We start from the raw sequence: 13,951 nt of genomic DNA, 5'->3' as shown, positions 1-13,951 counted from the left end.
TTTTATGATATATGCGGTTATAAAGTTCTTACTTTATTTAAAATTTTGGTTACAATAAGCCAAAACTTAAATTTAAAGGCTTATTATGTCTGATTATGTGATATTAGTTGGTATCTTTTTAGTGGCAGTCGTTGTTTTTGCGCTTATTAAAAAGATATCGTTTTAGCTTTTAAATTTCTCCCACCACAAATAAGCAAAGATAAGCCCAAAGCCTTTGACCTTGCTCTCGTCAAAGGCAAATTTAATCATATCTTCTCTTTTTATGAAAACAAGCTCGATATCTTCGCCATCGACGCCACCGCCAGAATTTACCTTCATGCTCTCATTGATCTTTGCGTAAAACATAGTTTGCATGTTGCCTCCAAAGCCAAAAGCACCGTATGTCATTGTGATACGCTCTATCTCTTTTAGCTCATAGCCCACTTCTTCGATCGCTTCTTCTCTAGCTGTTTGCTCTTCGCTAAGTCCTTTATCCATAAGCCCTGCACAAAGCTCGTAAGTAAAGCCTTGCTCATTTGTTTTGATGCCTTCTTTCTCTTGCGAGTACCAAACTGCAGGACGAAACTGCTTGACAAATAAAAAGGCATCTTTTTGCTCGTGATATAAAAAAATACTAACGCTATTCATCACTTTTACGCAGTCCCAGTCTCTTTGGACACCATTTTGCATAAATTTCATCTTAAATGGCTTTAGATATTTTGACTCACCAAGAGGCAGAATTTCTAAATTAGTTATAGTAGTATCCATTTTGCAAGTCCTAAAAAGCTAAAAAATCCTATCGCATCAGTAAAAGTAGTAAGAATGACGGCTGAGCCGACTGCAGGATCTATGTTAAAGCGCCTTAGTGTAAGAGGTATGATCGTGCCAAAAAAACCAGCAAAGAATAAATTCGTAACCATACTAAGTCCGATAACAACGCCAAGCATACCTTTGTCAAACCAAACAGAGGCGATTATGCCCATTACCACACCAAAGATTAGTCCATTTATGAGTGAAATACTAACCTCACGTTTTAAAACATTTTTGGTATCTTTAAACTCGATCTCGCCAAGTGCTAGACGGCGAACTGTAACGGCAAGTGCTTGTGTACCGGTATTTCCGCCCATTGATGCAACTATTGGCATTAAAACAGCAAGAGCGACGTAGGCTGCGATTGTCTCGTCAAAAAGTCCGATTATAGACGAGCTAAAAAGAGCTGTTAGTAAATTTACACCAAGCCAAACCGCACGACCACGACCAGCCTTAAAAAGCGTATCGTCCTCTTCTGACTCGTCATCAACGCCGGCCAGGTTATAAATTTGCTCAGTTGCACTCTCTTGAATGTAGTCGTGGATGTCATCAGACGTGATACGACCAAGTAAAATTCCAGTGCTACTAGTAACTGCAATAACGTTTAAATCGTACTCTTGAAACATATCAGCGACATTTTGCATAAGGTCCATATCATTTGCAATATGTGGCTTGTAGTGATCAATCTGCGCTAACTCGATATTTTGCTTTAGTGTCTTTGTAAAATCAAAAAGTATAAGATCCTCAAGTGGGATAGCATATTGTAAAACACCGTCTTTATCTATAATGAAAAGCTGAGAGATATTTTCTAACTTACCTTCTTGCTTTTCTCGTCTAAGCCTTGCTACTGCATTGCCAAGCTTTTCTTCAAGGTGAGCCGAAAAAAGCTCTGTTTGCATGTGCGCACCGGCTCTATCTTCTTCGTAGCTTCTAAGTCTTAAAATTTCATTTTGGTTTTCTCTATCAAGCTCGTTAAAGAGCTCTCTAGCTTTATCCTCGTCGATATCCTCGATGTATTGAAGCAAATCAGTCGCATCATCACTCTCTAGTTCTTCAAGTGCTTCTACGATTTTTTCAGCTGGAAGTTGTTCGATCACATCTTTTAGCATGTGATCAGGTAGCTCGATAGCAACATCACCTAAAATTTCAGGATCTAGCTTTTCAAGATAGTGAGCAAAAAGCTCTTCGTCGTGTTTTTTAAGTGTTTTTAGGTGTTGGGCTAACTCGTAAGGCGAGAGTTCGTTATCTTCTAAATTTTCATCTAAATGCTGATCTATCAGCTCTTTTGCTTCTTCTAGTTCTTGGCTCAAGTTTTACCTTTAAAATTCTATTACATTAGGAAAAAATTCCACTTTGTGGTACTCTTTTTCATTATTTAAAGCATTTTTTATTAGCTCGTCATTTTTACTAACAACTGCTTTAAATTTAGCTGATTCTTTTTTGTCTTCAAGGCTTTTAACGACCTTTATTGCACTTTCTGGATTGATAGGCTTATTATCTCTATAAAGACCAAAATGCAGGTGCGGTCCTGTACTCATACCACTTGTGCCAACGTAGGCTATAAGTGTACCTTGCTTGACTTTTAAACCAACTTTCATACCTTTAGCAAAGCCATTTAGGTGAGCATAAAGTGTCTCATAGCCGCCAGCATGAGAGATGATGACGGTTCTGCCATATCCGCTTTTTTGTCCGACAAATTTTACTGTGCCATCACCTGCTGCCTTGATAGGTGTGCCTTTTGGAGCACCGTAGTCAACGCCAAGGTGCGCTCTATATCTTTGTAAAATAGGGTGCCATCTTTTTAGGGTAAAAGCCGATGTGATTCTGGCGTTTGAAAGAGGGCGGACTAGTAAAAATTTATCATTTTTCTTGCCATTTTTATCATAAAATTTATCTTCAAATTTATACATGACATATCGTTTATTTTTTGTTTCTATCATCGCAGCATAAATTTCTGGAGTACCAAAAGAGCGGCCCATGCGTATTTTTTGATTATAAACGATAGCAATCGTATCGCCTTTGTTTATCTTTTTAAAATCAATGCCACTTCCTTTAAAAATTTCTTTAAAGCCAAGAGCTAGCGTGCCAGAGCCAGTGTAGTCAAAAATGTCTTCAGAGACTGATTTGTCCACCTTTAAGGCTAAAAATTTATCTTCGCTTTGATAAGAGATGGGAAGAAATTCTAGCTTAAATTTATCATTGTCATCTCTAAAAATATGCATTTGAAGCTCGTCACTAACAGGGATTAGTACTTGTTTGGTGTTGCCGTTGTCGTCTTTATAAATTTGATACTTTGTGCCAGCGATGATCTCTTCTGTTAGTTCTTGATCTTCGGTTGCTAAATTATAGTAAAGTGAAAGTGGGATTTTGTTTGTCTCTAAGAAATTTAAGAAGTTACTTCCATTTGGCCAGCTAAGCTCGTCGACACTTGGCTTTATAGCGTATAAATTTATAGATAATATTGCAAAAATTATAAAAATACGAGGCATTAATGTCCTTTTAAAAAGCTGGTGGGATTTTAACTAAAACTTGCTTTAATTTTGCAAAAGATAAAGCATTTTAGGCTATAATCGCTCTAAAAATTTAAACTTAGGAGATATTTTTGAAACGTATATTTGTGATTTTATCGCTAGTTTTTGGCTTTGCTTTTGGGGCTAATTTTTCTTTAAATGAGTATAGAACTCCTATAATTAGCGTCGATAGTGATGGTACAGCGACGATAGTTGATAGTCCAGAAATTTTAATCGGCTCAAGTGGTGTCGTACTTCATAAATTTGACACTGATAGCTCTATCATCGCGAGAGTTAGCGTTATCTCAAAAAATTCTGGCTTTGCTAAGATTAGATTTGAGGTGTTTGATCTGCTTGAACAAAAGGCGCTCCCACTTCCAGGCATTGCGCCTGCAAATGGCGATATGGTCGTGCTAAACTATCTTTATAACCGCTCATTAATCATCGTACCAAATAAAGAAATTTATGAAGAGATCACATCTGCGTTTCCAAATATGATATTTATCCATCCAGATCTTATTGGAGCATATCTAAGCTACGAGTACAAGCCAAATCCAAGCAGAGATGACTTTAGAAAGATGTGCGCTCAAAGTGCAGCCGGTTTAATTTTCATAGCAATGGACGGCAGAAGTGTTTTTGCTGATTGCCAAAGTTTTAATGTGCTAAAAGAATTTAAAAGCGGCGAGGTTGAGTACTATCAGCTTCCTTTTTATACAAGAGTTAGTGATATAGACACTGTGTTTTGGAAGCTAAATAGCGAGCACATCAACAACTACGATGCTCACTACGAAAAACTTTTTGAAGAAAACAACTAATAAATGAGCCGTTTGTCCTTAAGCAAGCAAAATTTAAAGGAGCTTTTAAATTTGCTCCCAACACTTAAGGACAAAGAGCTCTTTCACTACGCCTCAAGCCTTAGTTTTCATACGATTTTATCGATCATTCCGATGCTTCTTATATCGTTTTCTATTTTTACAAAATTGCCTAGCTTTGAGGAATATTACGCCAAGATTCAAGATTTTATATTTTCAGCTCTTTTGCCAAGTAACCAAGAGATCATCTCAAACTATTTGCAAAATTTCTTAAAAAATAGTGGAAATTTAGGTATAGTTGGCTTTGTAGCGATGATATTTACATCGGCCATGTTTTTTAGCGACTATGAATATGTAGTTTTAAAAGTGACACGTGCAAGTAGAGCTAGAGGATTTTGGTCAGCACTTAGCTCGTATTGGACTCTTATCACGCTTGCGCCACTTGGTCTTGCTGGTAGTTTTTATCTTTCAAGCCTCATTCAAGAGATGCTAAACTCAAACGTAATCACAAGCTCGATAAATTTTTTGAGCATATTCCCATATCTCATCATCTGGGCGATATTTTGCATCACATATCTCATCTCAGTAAATGACGAGATAAAGTTTAAAAGCGCACTTTTTAGCTCGTTTGCAGCCTCGCTTGTTTGGTATCTTGGAAAGTCAGCCTTTGTCTACTACGTCCTTTACAACAAAACCTATCTAAGCGTCTATGGCTCGTTTTCGGCTGTGCTTTTTTTCTTTGTTTGGATCTATATATCGTGGATCATCTTTTTATATGGGCTAAAGCTTTGTGCTTATCTCTCAAATAGCTCAAAATTTAAAAGATAAATTTAATAGTTCACACCAACTGGCAATATATTTTTATAAATTTACCAACTAGTGTGATTTGTATTATTTTATGTAAAATCTTATGTAAAATCAGCGTTTAAACTCGCAAATTTCTATCTTTACGCCAAGTTCTTTGCTAAATTCTTTAGTCTTTTTCTCTAGCTCGTCTTTGTCAAAGCAGATAAGATCTATGTAAGATCGCATCTCGCCATTTGCTTCACCTATGATCTCGCAAATTTCACTCTCTTTTAGTGCATCTGAAATTTTGTTTTTGCTATCAACGCCAAACTGTATGTCGCCACCGTGAGATATGGCTAAAAAGCAAAAATTTATGCCAAGCTCAAAAGCTTCGTTATAAGTATCGCTTGCACCGTCGTAGTACTCGTTTAGTAGCTCGCTAAGAGATGTAAATCCTGTGAAAACGTCGTCACGTAGCTTGTTTGAACGAGGCTCTAGCTCATAGACCATAAAATTCTTAAGCGGCTCGTTTGAGGCTTCTTTACCAAATTTCTCATCTATAAGATCGGCAAAGTCGATCAGTGGCACGCCTTTTTCTCTTGGCTCGTCTATTATCTCAAATTCTCCAAGCATATTTATCATGATCATCTCGCCAACTACGTTGTCACAAAGTATGAGCGATAATGTATAAGCCTTATTTTCATCTTCGCTTTTAAGCTTGCTTAGAGTTTCGTTATATAGGCACATATCTACACTTTTGTCGTTGAAATTTGCATAGACCATGACCTCATTTGCATCAACGCTTGCGCCATACATTTGTATAGTAGCGACGTTTCGTGGTGCACGTGGTTTGCCAAGTGTGCAAGCAAGCTTTGCCTCATACTCTTTTGGCATGCGCGATTTGATAAATTTAAGCCACAAAAGCCTATGTTTAAGTCCTTCTGGAGTGAGTACTAGATCGATCTTGCCATCAATAAGGCCTATCATAAAAGTTGGATCAACTAAACATAAATTTAGCGCTTCTTCGGTCATTTTGCTTGCAGCTTCAAAATTTTTATCTTCTAAATTTTGTTTGATGGCGTCTAAATTTTTGCCAAACTCGCTCCAAAATTTATCAACTCTGCTTGCAAAGCTAGAGCTCTTTTTAGAAAACCACATTTTTTATCCTTGTTTATTAAAATTTTCAACATTTTTTTGCGTATAAATTTTCATCGATGGAAATTCTAAGGCACTTAGCTCGTCATATCCTTCTTCGTTAAAAACACATCCTGTATCGATATTGGCGCTATTCGTATAGAGCTTAGCCTCACGCACTGGCGTATGTCCGTAGACATTAAATATACCTTCAACTTGCATCATATCGCCTCTGCCTGATAGTACATGCCTTCTAAACTCATCTCTTGAGCTATCATCATCTCTTAAACCCCAAAATTTACCAACAGCCGAGTGCGAAACGACCAAATGCTCACCGTTTTGGTTTTTGTGGTCTTTAAACTCTAAATATACTGGAATACTCTCTAAAAATTCTATGTGTTTTTCTCTAAAATTTATGCTTTGAATTAGATATGATCTGTATGTCTCTTCGCCGCCATTATTGTAAAACCAACTTGTATCAAATGGTATTTTATTTTTTAAAAAGAAATCTTTGTTGCTTAGCAGCCTTCGCTCGTGATTTCCCATGACCATTTTGTAGCCATTTTGTATGATTAGCTCGAGTGTCTCGCAGCTACAAGGCCCTCTATCTATCACATCTCCTACAAAGCAAATTTGTGATTTTTCTTTGTTTGGAAACTGCTTGATAAGCTCTAAAAGCGTGTTAAAACAGCCGTGAACGTCGCCGATAATGTAAATTTGCTCGCTCAAATTTTCTCCTTTGCGCCAAATTTTAGTCTATTAAACTTAAAAATAAAGATTGTTAATTGTTGATAAATTTAGAAAGAAATTTTATTTATGAAATTTAAAGCAGTAGGGAGCCTAAGCCCCCTAAAATCATTGTGCGTAAAAGCCGCTAACCTTGCCAGTAAGGTCAATCATGATGTTTTTCATCTGAGTGTAGTGCTCAAGTATGATCTTGTGTGTCTCGCGGCCTATGCCTGAGTTTTTATATCCGCCAAATGGGCTGCCTGCTGGGATTTGATTATAGGTATTGACCCAAACTCTGCCAGTCTCCATAGACCTTGCCACGCGGAGTGCTTTTGTGATGTCTTGCGTGAAAATTCCGCCACCTAGACCATATTCGCTATCATTTACCATTTTGATAAGCTCGGCTTCATCTTTAAATTTGATGACAACGCCAACTGGTCCAAAGATTTCCTCCTGAGCCACTCTCATATCATTTGTCACATCAACTAGCAGCGTTGGCTCGACAAATGCGCCCTTGTCGCAACCATTTGCTGTGTAGGCTTTGCCACCGACTGCCACTTTTGCACCTTCTTTTTTGCCGATCTCTACGTAGTTTAAAATTTGCTCAGCTTGTTTTTTATTGATCTGAGAGCCCATTTGAGTCTTAGGATCAAGCGGATCGCCAACTTTTATAGTGCTAAATTTCTTAACCGCAGCCTCGATAAATTTGTCATAAAAGCTCTCTTCTACGAAAATTCTAGATCCTGCGCAGCAAACTTGACCTTGGTTAAACAAAATTCCAAGCTGAAGACCATCAAGCGCCTTGTCTAAATTTGCGTCGCTAAAGAAGATATTTGCACTCTTGCCACCAAGCTCAAGTGTGGCTGGGATAATGCGACGTGCAGCAGCTATGGCGATATCACGGCCGATCTCGGTTGAGCCAGTAAATGCTAGCTTGTCAAGGCCTGGGTGGTTTTTGATCCACTCGCCACTCTTGCTGCCTCTGCCTGTTACTATATTTATTAAGCCTTTTGGCAAAATTTTATCTATCAGCCTAAATAGCTCAAGCACGCTTAGGCTTGTCTCGCTTGAAGGTTTAAACACGCTCGCATCGCCTGCTGCGATAACCGGAGCTAGCTTCCAAGCTGCCATTAAAAATGGAAAATTCCAAGGCACGATCTGACCCACTACACCTATTGGCTCGCGTAAAACGATAGAGAGTTGCTTCTCATCAAGCACGTTTGCGCTGCCTTCTTCGCCCATGATAACGCCAGCAAAGTACCTAAAATGCTCGGCTGCAAAAGGGATATCGACATTTAGCGTCTCTCTAATCGGCTTGCCGTTGTCCATACTCTCGACTTTTGCGAGGTGCTCTTTGTGCTCATCGATGATATCAGCGATCTTGTTTAGTAGCTTTGCTCGCTCGCTAATTGTGGTGTGTTTAAATTTCTTAAAAGCCTCACGTGCAGCACGAACTGCGTCATTTACATCTTCTTCGGTAGCGTCAGCGATCTTTGCAAGGTGCTCGCCGTTTGCTGGATTTTTGGCATCAAGTGTAGCGCCGTCTTTTGCATCACGCCACTCACCATTTATGAAAAGCCCGTATTTTTCAAGTAGTTTCATACTTTTCTCCTTGATTAAGATTTTGTAAAAGGATTATAATATTAATAAAATTTATCAAAAATAAATTTTGGACATAAATTCTCTTTTTTAATAAATTTTATTATTTAGAGTAGGATTGTTTTAAATTTAACTCTGCCAGGAGAGCGAAAACGTAGTCTTGCCATCAAGCTCACTTTGGCATTTTACGGCGATACCGTTTTTCTTGCAGCACTCTTTAACTAAATTTAGCCCTATGCCAAAGCCACCTTGATCGTCGTTAAATCTCGTGTAACGATCAAAAATTTTCATCTGCTGCTCTTTACTGATGCCACGCCCAGTGTTGCTTATGCTAAAGAAATTTGGCTCTAAAATGATGCTAACTTTTGAATTTGGTGCTGCATATTTTGAGGCGTTGCTTAAGAGGTTGTCTAAAATTTTACTCACATCTTCAAGGTCTGCGTTTATAAAACTAGGCTTTAGGCTAGCATCTATCTTAAGTCCGCGTTTGGCAAAAAAAGGCGAGAAATAGTTCAGCCTTTGTTTGGTTAGTAAATTTAGGTCTATGAGCTCTTTTTTGCTAGGCTTATCTAGGTTAAAGCTTAGATGAACGAGCGCGTCATAAATGTTATTTAGGCTCTTTGCAGCAAGGCTGATGTTGTTAAAGCGCTTTAAATTTCGCTCATTTAGGTTGTCAAGATCGGCTGTTTCTATGCTCATTGAGATGACGCTTAGAGGCGTGTTTATCTCGTGTGTTGAGTCTTTTATAAAGCGGTTTAGCGTATCTATCTTTTCATAAAGCGGTCTTAGGCTCAGTTTTGCTAGGTAAAAGGCGACAAAGAGCAGAGCAAAAAAGAAAAAGAGTGCCTTTAGCGTGGTTGAAATTTGTAAAGATAAAATTTCAGCCTTGATATCTTTACCAACTAGAAAAATATCTGCGTGTGAGAGCTCGTCTGTAGTGTTGTCGTCCATGTACTGGATATTTTCAAATATCGCGACCTTGCCGCCGATCAAATTTACATTTTTGCTTTTGTCGATCTTTTGGCAGTCAAAGTCTTTATAAATTTTCTCACCATTTTTTAGCACGATGCAAGCATGCACGCCTTTTTCTTTTGTTAGACTTGAAATTGAGTCAAGTCCATTCATTCTAGCTTTCATGTAAATGCCCATTTTTATCTCTTTTAAAGACTTCACCTCGTTTAAAATGAGCGTTTCTTTTTTGTTTTTATAGTCATGTATGAAAAAATATCCTAAAAATAGCACAGTGCTAACAAGATAAAGGGATAAAATTTTAAATAAAATTTGTGTCTTTTCAGACATATACATAGCCGTCCCCACGCCTATTTAAAATGGCATCTTTGCCTAAAATTTGGCGTAAATTTTTGATATAGACACGAAGGCTAAGCTCGCTTGGCTCCTCGTCAAATTTCCAAATTTTATTAAAAATCTCATCTTTGGTTAAAATTTTGCCTTTGTTTTGCAAAAATAGCGCGAGTAGGTCGCTCTCTTTACTCGAGATATTTACATTTTTACCATCTTTGCTTAGTGTTTTGCTCTGTGGATGAAAGCTAAATTCGCTTGAAATTTTGATCGCATCGCCACTGTGATGCGAGAAATTTCTCTTTAGAAGTGCTTGTATACGTATGAGTAGTTCTTTTAGCTCAAATGGCTTTTTTAGATAGTCGTCGCAGCCACTTTTGTAGCCTTTTTCAAGATCATCAATAGTATTTAGCGAGGTGGTAAAGATGCTAGGTGCGCTAACACCTAGCTCTCTTAAGGAAGAAAGAAGTGAAAAGCCATCTCCTTTTGGGAGCTTGACGTCAAGTATAAGCAGGTCGAAATTTTGCTCGTAGGCGAGATCAAGCGCTTCTTTTGCGTTATCTGAAGTGGTGACATCGTAGCCATTTTCGACTAGATACTCACTGATGAGATCAAGTAAAATTTCATCATCTTCAACGAGCAAAATTCTAACCATTAAGCACCTTTACATGCCTTTTTTCATTTCGTCTTTTTTCATACCCATGTCGTCTTTTTTCATTTCGTCTTTCATGCCCATGTCATCTTTTTTCATTTCATCTTTTTTTATCATGGGTTTTTTGCCCATGTCATCTTTCATCATCTGCTCTTTCTTCATCATCTCGTCTTTGCCCATGTCATCTTTTTTCATCATTTCAGTAGCATTTGCAAGACCACCAAGCATAAACATAGCACCAAGTGCAACTAGTAGTAATTTCTTCATAACGTCTCCTTTAAATGAAATATGATGAAATACTATCTCTTTAGTGTTAAGTGAGTGTGAATTTACGCAAATACAAAATAGATAACCGGAAGCGTGATAAATGAAAACAGCACGCCTATGGCCACTGACGAGATGGCTAGCGAGCTATCAAGCCCAGCTTTTATGATCATTGCGCTTGCAAGGGCTGATGTTGGCATTGCACATTGAAAAAGACCAACTACCCATGTTCTATTCATTTGGATACCTGAAAATTTTAATATGATGAAAAATATGATAGCTGGCAAGATCATCTTGCATAAAAGCACGACACTAACACCTTTGTATGTGCTTGTGATACTGCTAAAGTTAAGTCCAACACCAATCGCAAAAAGTGCCACCGGAGTAACGCTACCTTCAAACATCCTAAGTGGCGCAAAGATAAAATCTGGAAGTGGGACTTCTTTTAAGATAAGAGCCATAATAAGCGCAATAAATGGCGGAAATTTTAAAATTTTCATCGTATTTTGAAATAGAGAAACCTTCTCTGGTGCAGCAAAAGAGAGGATAAGTGGCCCAAGGATCGAAAGTGGGATACCAGTGGCTATTTGATCGTAAAAGATGACCTCATTTACCATCGCATCGCCAAAGAAGCCTTGAATGACAGGCATACCGACAAATAGGGTATTACCAAAAAGGCTTAGCATGACCATACTAACAGTTGTTACTTTAGTAAATTTAAAGATCTTACCAAGTACCAATGCCATGACAGCACTGATAGCTGTTGAGCCAAAGCCAATTAAAATTGTATTTATAAGCGAAACATCGACGTTTACGTGATAAATTTTGTCAAAGATTAGCGCAGGCATTGCAAAACAAAGGACAAAATCCACAAATGGGATCGAGTGCTTTTGCTCAACAATGCCGACTTTTTTAGCAAAGAAACCAGTTGCGATTATGAAAAAAATTGCAAAAAGTGGAGTAAAGTTCATGGCATTCTCTTTATAAATCTAAATTTTTACGGAAAATTGATTATAGGACCCATAAGATTAAATTACAATAAACCTTTTTTAAAATTTGCTCTCAAAATTTATGCCTTAATATCAATCTTTTTATAAAATTTATCTCTCTCATCTATCTTTTCTTTACTCTTTAAATCATTTTCAAGATAGCTGATATTATAAATTTCTCTTGTAGATATGCTTTTGCCATTATTTAGACTGATTAAAAATTTACTCTCAAATTTATTAGATAGATTGGCAATAGCGATCGCTCCAGCATCTTTTAGGCTTACGATTTTATCACCTTGCATGAAGCCAATATCTTTAAAATCCAAGCTATTTAGCTGCACATTATTCATCTCTTTTGCCTCTAAATTTATGCTAGTTTTTAGCTCACTTGATGTATTTAGCTTGCCAGTATCGTTATAAAGCTCTTTTACGTCTATCTCTCTACCACTATCAAATTTTAGTCTTATGGTGCCATCTTTGTTTAGCTTCATAGCTATGACACTATCGCTATCTTGCAAAGATGCGGCAGCTGTGGCTTCATTTGTTATAAAAGCCTTTTTTACTTTTTTTAAATTTGAGACACTAAACTCAAGTCCAGTTGCTTGCTTAAATTCATTTTCCATCGCGATCATTTTGGCTGATTTTGTCTTCTCAAGCTTTGATATATAAGCGTCTGCATTTTCTTCAAATTTCTTTAAATTATTGCCAAGATTTTCTATCATCTTGTTATATGCGTCAAACTCAGCGTTATAATCTTTGTAAAATTTCATAAAACTATCTTTTTGAAATTTTGTATATGAGAAATTTTCATCTTTTTTGTAATCTTTGCTCGGCTCAATGATTGGATTAAACTCGCTTAATCTTGCAGTATCATCAAAACCCACTTTAAGATAGGCAAAATTTTTAAAAGAGCTATCTTTGCCAAAGATATTATTGTGTCTTAGATCGACCCAGCCGTCATTTTGGGCATATTTTTTAAAGAAATTATTTATATCATTTTTCTCTATCTTTTCATATCTGTTTTCTGCAGCGAATAAAGTATTTGGATCTGAGGCGTAGTAAGAGTGTCTATAGTCAATATCTTTTGTATCTACGTAAAGATCGGGATTATTTGTGATCATTGCTTTACGATTTAGCTCTTCTCTTTCTATTTGGTTGTGATTTATGATGTTTGTGCTTATAAACTGCCTAAGATCAACCCTTGGCATCACATCGCTTAAATTTGCTATTTTTTCATTTCCATCTTTGTCGTAACCCCTTACTTTTAGCTTATCAAAGAGTATATCTTTTTGGTCTAGCACGCCGTCATTGTTGCTATCAAAGCTAAAAAGATAGCTATTATTTTCTAATTTTGTAGTGCCAAGCTTATCGTTATCGCCGTAAATATCTAAAAATACTTCTACTTCGCCATATTTTGTTTTTAAAGTGTTTGAGTAAGCGTAATCGTTTAAATTTTTAAATTTTGTATTTTCTAAGTATCCACTTTTTAGTGTAGATAGCATGCTGCTACTATCTGAAGCTTTTATATTTTCAAAGTAGGCATTTTCACTAAAATGATATCCTCTAGAAAGTTCATCGGAGTGAATTTTATTGTTGCTGTAGATGAGATTTTTTGAGTAGTTATTTAAAATTTCTTCTACTTTTTGTAGGATTTTGTGTCTATTTTGCTCTTTGATCTCGGAATCAGTGATATTTATAACCTTGCTTGCCTTGATACTTTCTTTTAAATTCGAAATTTGTTCGTTATTTATCTCTAAACCTTGTTTATTTTTAAAGGCATGGAGCATATCTGTAGGATTTTCTAAATCTTTTAAATTTATAAAGTTATATTTTAAAGATGCAATATTCATCTAAAATCCTTTTTAAAGATGTTGCAGATAATATCGGATAAATTTAGAAATTATTTAGGTAAATAATGGTGCCCGAGGTCGGATTAATATGTAAGCATAAATGGTTGATTGTTTTAGCTCGTTCTTCTCTCAAAGCAAAGCTACTAAGGAGAGCTTGGTGGGTTTTGCCGATGCTGGTCGGACGATAGGAAAGGTTTTTGTGGCGGTTATAGATTTCGTAACTAAGCCGCTTCAGTGGATAATAGGCGCGATAAAAGATATATTTAATTTCATAGTTGACTCTAAGCTAAGAAAATGGATAAGCGGAAAAACGGGCTTAAGCGAGGCGAAAAAACGTCTCCGGCGCGATCGGCGAACAAACTACAGCCGGGTCTGTGGATAAAATCGCGCAGGATCGCCGCGAGATGAGGTCGCAAATGAGCCAAAATCAAATAACCGATAACAAAAAGATCGATATAAATTTATACGGATCGCAAGCTACTCCGCAAGCTGTGGCGCAGGCCGTGAGCGATAACGGGTATAGTTTTGGGGATTAGCC

At 37.1% G+C, this 13,951-nt stretch carries 15 protein-coding genes; 4 read left to right on the top strand and 11 right to left on the bottom strand.

The features are described from left to right. Positions 1 to 162 precede the first annotated feature (162 nt). From F3G75_RS01455 to F3G75_RS01445, 3 genes are read right to left on the bottom strand one after another with little or no spacing between them, the layout of a single operon-like run. On the bottom strand, positions 163 to 747 hold the full coding sequence (locus tag F3G75_RS01455; RefSeq protein WP_149716292.1) for an NUDIX domain-containing protein: 585 nt from the start codon (positions 745 to 747) through the stop codon (positions 163 to 165). Further along, positions 732 to 2,099, bottom strand: coding sequence for a magnesium transporter (mgtE, locus tag F3G75_RS01450; RefSeq protein WP_149716291.1), 1,368 nt, complete (start codon positions 2,097 to 2,099; stop codon positions 732 to 734). Before mgtE ends, F3G75_RS01455 begins: the two co-directional genes overlap by 16 nt. A gap of 9 nt (positions 2,100 to 2,108) precedes the next feature. After that, on the bottom strand, positions 2,109 to 3,278 hold the full coding sequence (locus F3G75_RS01445) for a peptidoglycan DD-metalloendopeptidase family protein (RefSeq protein ID WP_149716290.1): 1,170 nt from the start codon (positions 3,276 to 3,278) through the stop codon (positions 2,109 to 2,111). Between the two features lie 113 nt (positions 3,279 to 3,391). On the opposite strand from F3G75_RS01445, the gene F3G75_RS01440 reads away from it, so the two are divergent. After that, positions 3,392 to 4,114, top strand: a complete 723-nt coding sequence (locus F3G75_RS01440) for a plasminogen-binding N-terminal domain-containing protein (RefSeq protein ID WP_149716289.1) — start codon at positions 3,392 to 3,394, stop codon at positions 4,112 to 4,114. Between the two features lie 3 nt (positions 4,115 to 4,117). Next, entirely contained in the window at positions 4,118 to 4,939 is an 822-nt protein-coding gene (locus F3G75_RS01435) for a YihY family inner membrane protein (RefSeq protein ID WP_149716288.1), read from the top strand. 90 nt (positions 4,940 to 5,029) lie between these two features. Here the strand turns inward: F3G75_RS01435 and F3G75_RS01430 are convergent, their stop codons facing one another. The 8 genes from F3G75_RS01430 to F3G75_RS01395 all read right to left on the bottom strand — a co-directional run bounded on the left by F3G75_RS01430 (position 5,030) and on the right by F3G75_RS01395 (position 13,413). Beyond that, the gene (locus tag F3G75_RS01430) at positions 5,030 to 6,055 is read right to left on the bottom strand and encodes a hypothetical protein (protein ID WP_149716287.1); all 1,026 of its coding nucleotides are present in this window, start codon (positions 6,053 to 6,055) and stop codon (positions 5,030 to 5,032) included. A gap of 3 nt (positions 6,056 to 6,058) precedes the next feature. Beyond that, complete coding sequence (locus F3G75_RS01425) at positions 6,059 to 6,760, bottom strand: metallophosphoesterase (protein WP_149716286.1); 702 nt, start codon at positions 6,758 to 6,760, stop codon at positions 6,059 to 6,061. Between the two features lie 126 nt (positions 6,761 to 6,886). Continuing rightward, a complete protein-coding gene (locus F3G75_RS01420; RefSeq protein WP_149716285.1) occupies positions 6,887 to 8,362 on the bottom strand; it encodes an aldehyde dehydrogenase family protein in 1,476 nt (491 codons plus the stop codon). Between the two features lie 126 nt (positions 8,363 to 8,488). Next, positions 8,489 to 9,658 (bottom strand): sensor histidine kinase, encoded by a 1,170-nt coding sequence (locus tag F3G75_RS01415; protein WP_149716284.1) that lies wholly within the window; start codon positions 9,656 to 9,658, stop codon positions 8,489 to 8,491. Further along, complete coding sequence (locus F3G75_RS01410) at positions 9,651 to 10,313, bottom strand: response regulator transcription factor (protein WP_149716283.1); 663 nt, start codon at positions 10,311 to 10,313, stop codon at positions 9,651 to 9,653. The genes F3G75_RS01415 and F3G75_RS01410 overlap by 8 nt, the downstream gene beginning before the upstream one ends. A 9-nt stretch (positions 10,314 to 10,322) precedes the next feature. Beyond that, entirely contained in the window at positions 10,323 to 10,577 is a 255-nt protein-coding gene (locus tag F3G75_RS01405) for a pyruvate kinase (RefSeq protein WP_054196512.1), read from the bottom strand. 62 nt (positions 10,578 to 10,639) lie between these two features. Beyond that, positions 10,640 to 11,545: an AEC family transporter gene (locus tag F3G75_RS01400; protein ID WP_149716282.1), complete on the bottom strand. Its 906-nt coding sequence runs from the start codon at positions 11,543 to 11,545 to the stop codon at positions 10,640 to 10,642. A 98-nt stretch (positions 11,546 to 11,643) separates the two neighbouring features. After that, complete coding sequence (locus F3G75_RS01395; RefSeq protein ID WP_149716281.1) at positions 11,644 to 13,413, bottom strand: response regulator; 1,770 nt, start codon at positions 13,411 to 13,413, stop codon at positions 11,644 to 11,646. 100 nt (positions 13,414 to 13,513) lie between these two features. Here F3G75_RS01395 and F3G75_RS01390 point away from each other — a divergent pair, with 100 nt between their 5' ends. Next, positions 13,514 to 13,795 (top strand): hypothetical protein, encoded by a 282-nt coding sequence (locus tag F3G75_RS01390; RefSeq protein WP_223154424.1) that lies wholly within the window; start codon positions 13,514 to 13,516, stop codon positions 13,793 to 13,795. Then, on the top strand, positions 13,788 to 13,949 hold the full coding sequence (locus F3G75_RS09250; RefSeq protein WP_188115370.1) for a hypothetical protein: 162 nt from the start codon (positions 13,788 to 13,790) through the stop codon (positions 13,947 to 13,949). The genes F3G75_RS01390 and F3G75_RS09250 overlap by 8 nt, the downstream gene beginning before the upstream one ends. Positions 13,950 to 13,951 lie beyond the last annotated feature (2 nt).

The organism is Campylobacter concisus, from assembly GCF_902460705.1.
GTDB classification, from domain to species: Bacteria; Campylobacterota; Campylobacteria; order Campylobacterales; family Campylobacteraceae; genus Campylobacter_A; species Campylobacter_A concisus_Z.
This window is presented reverse-complemented; position numbering and strand designations above follow the sequence as displayed.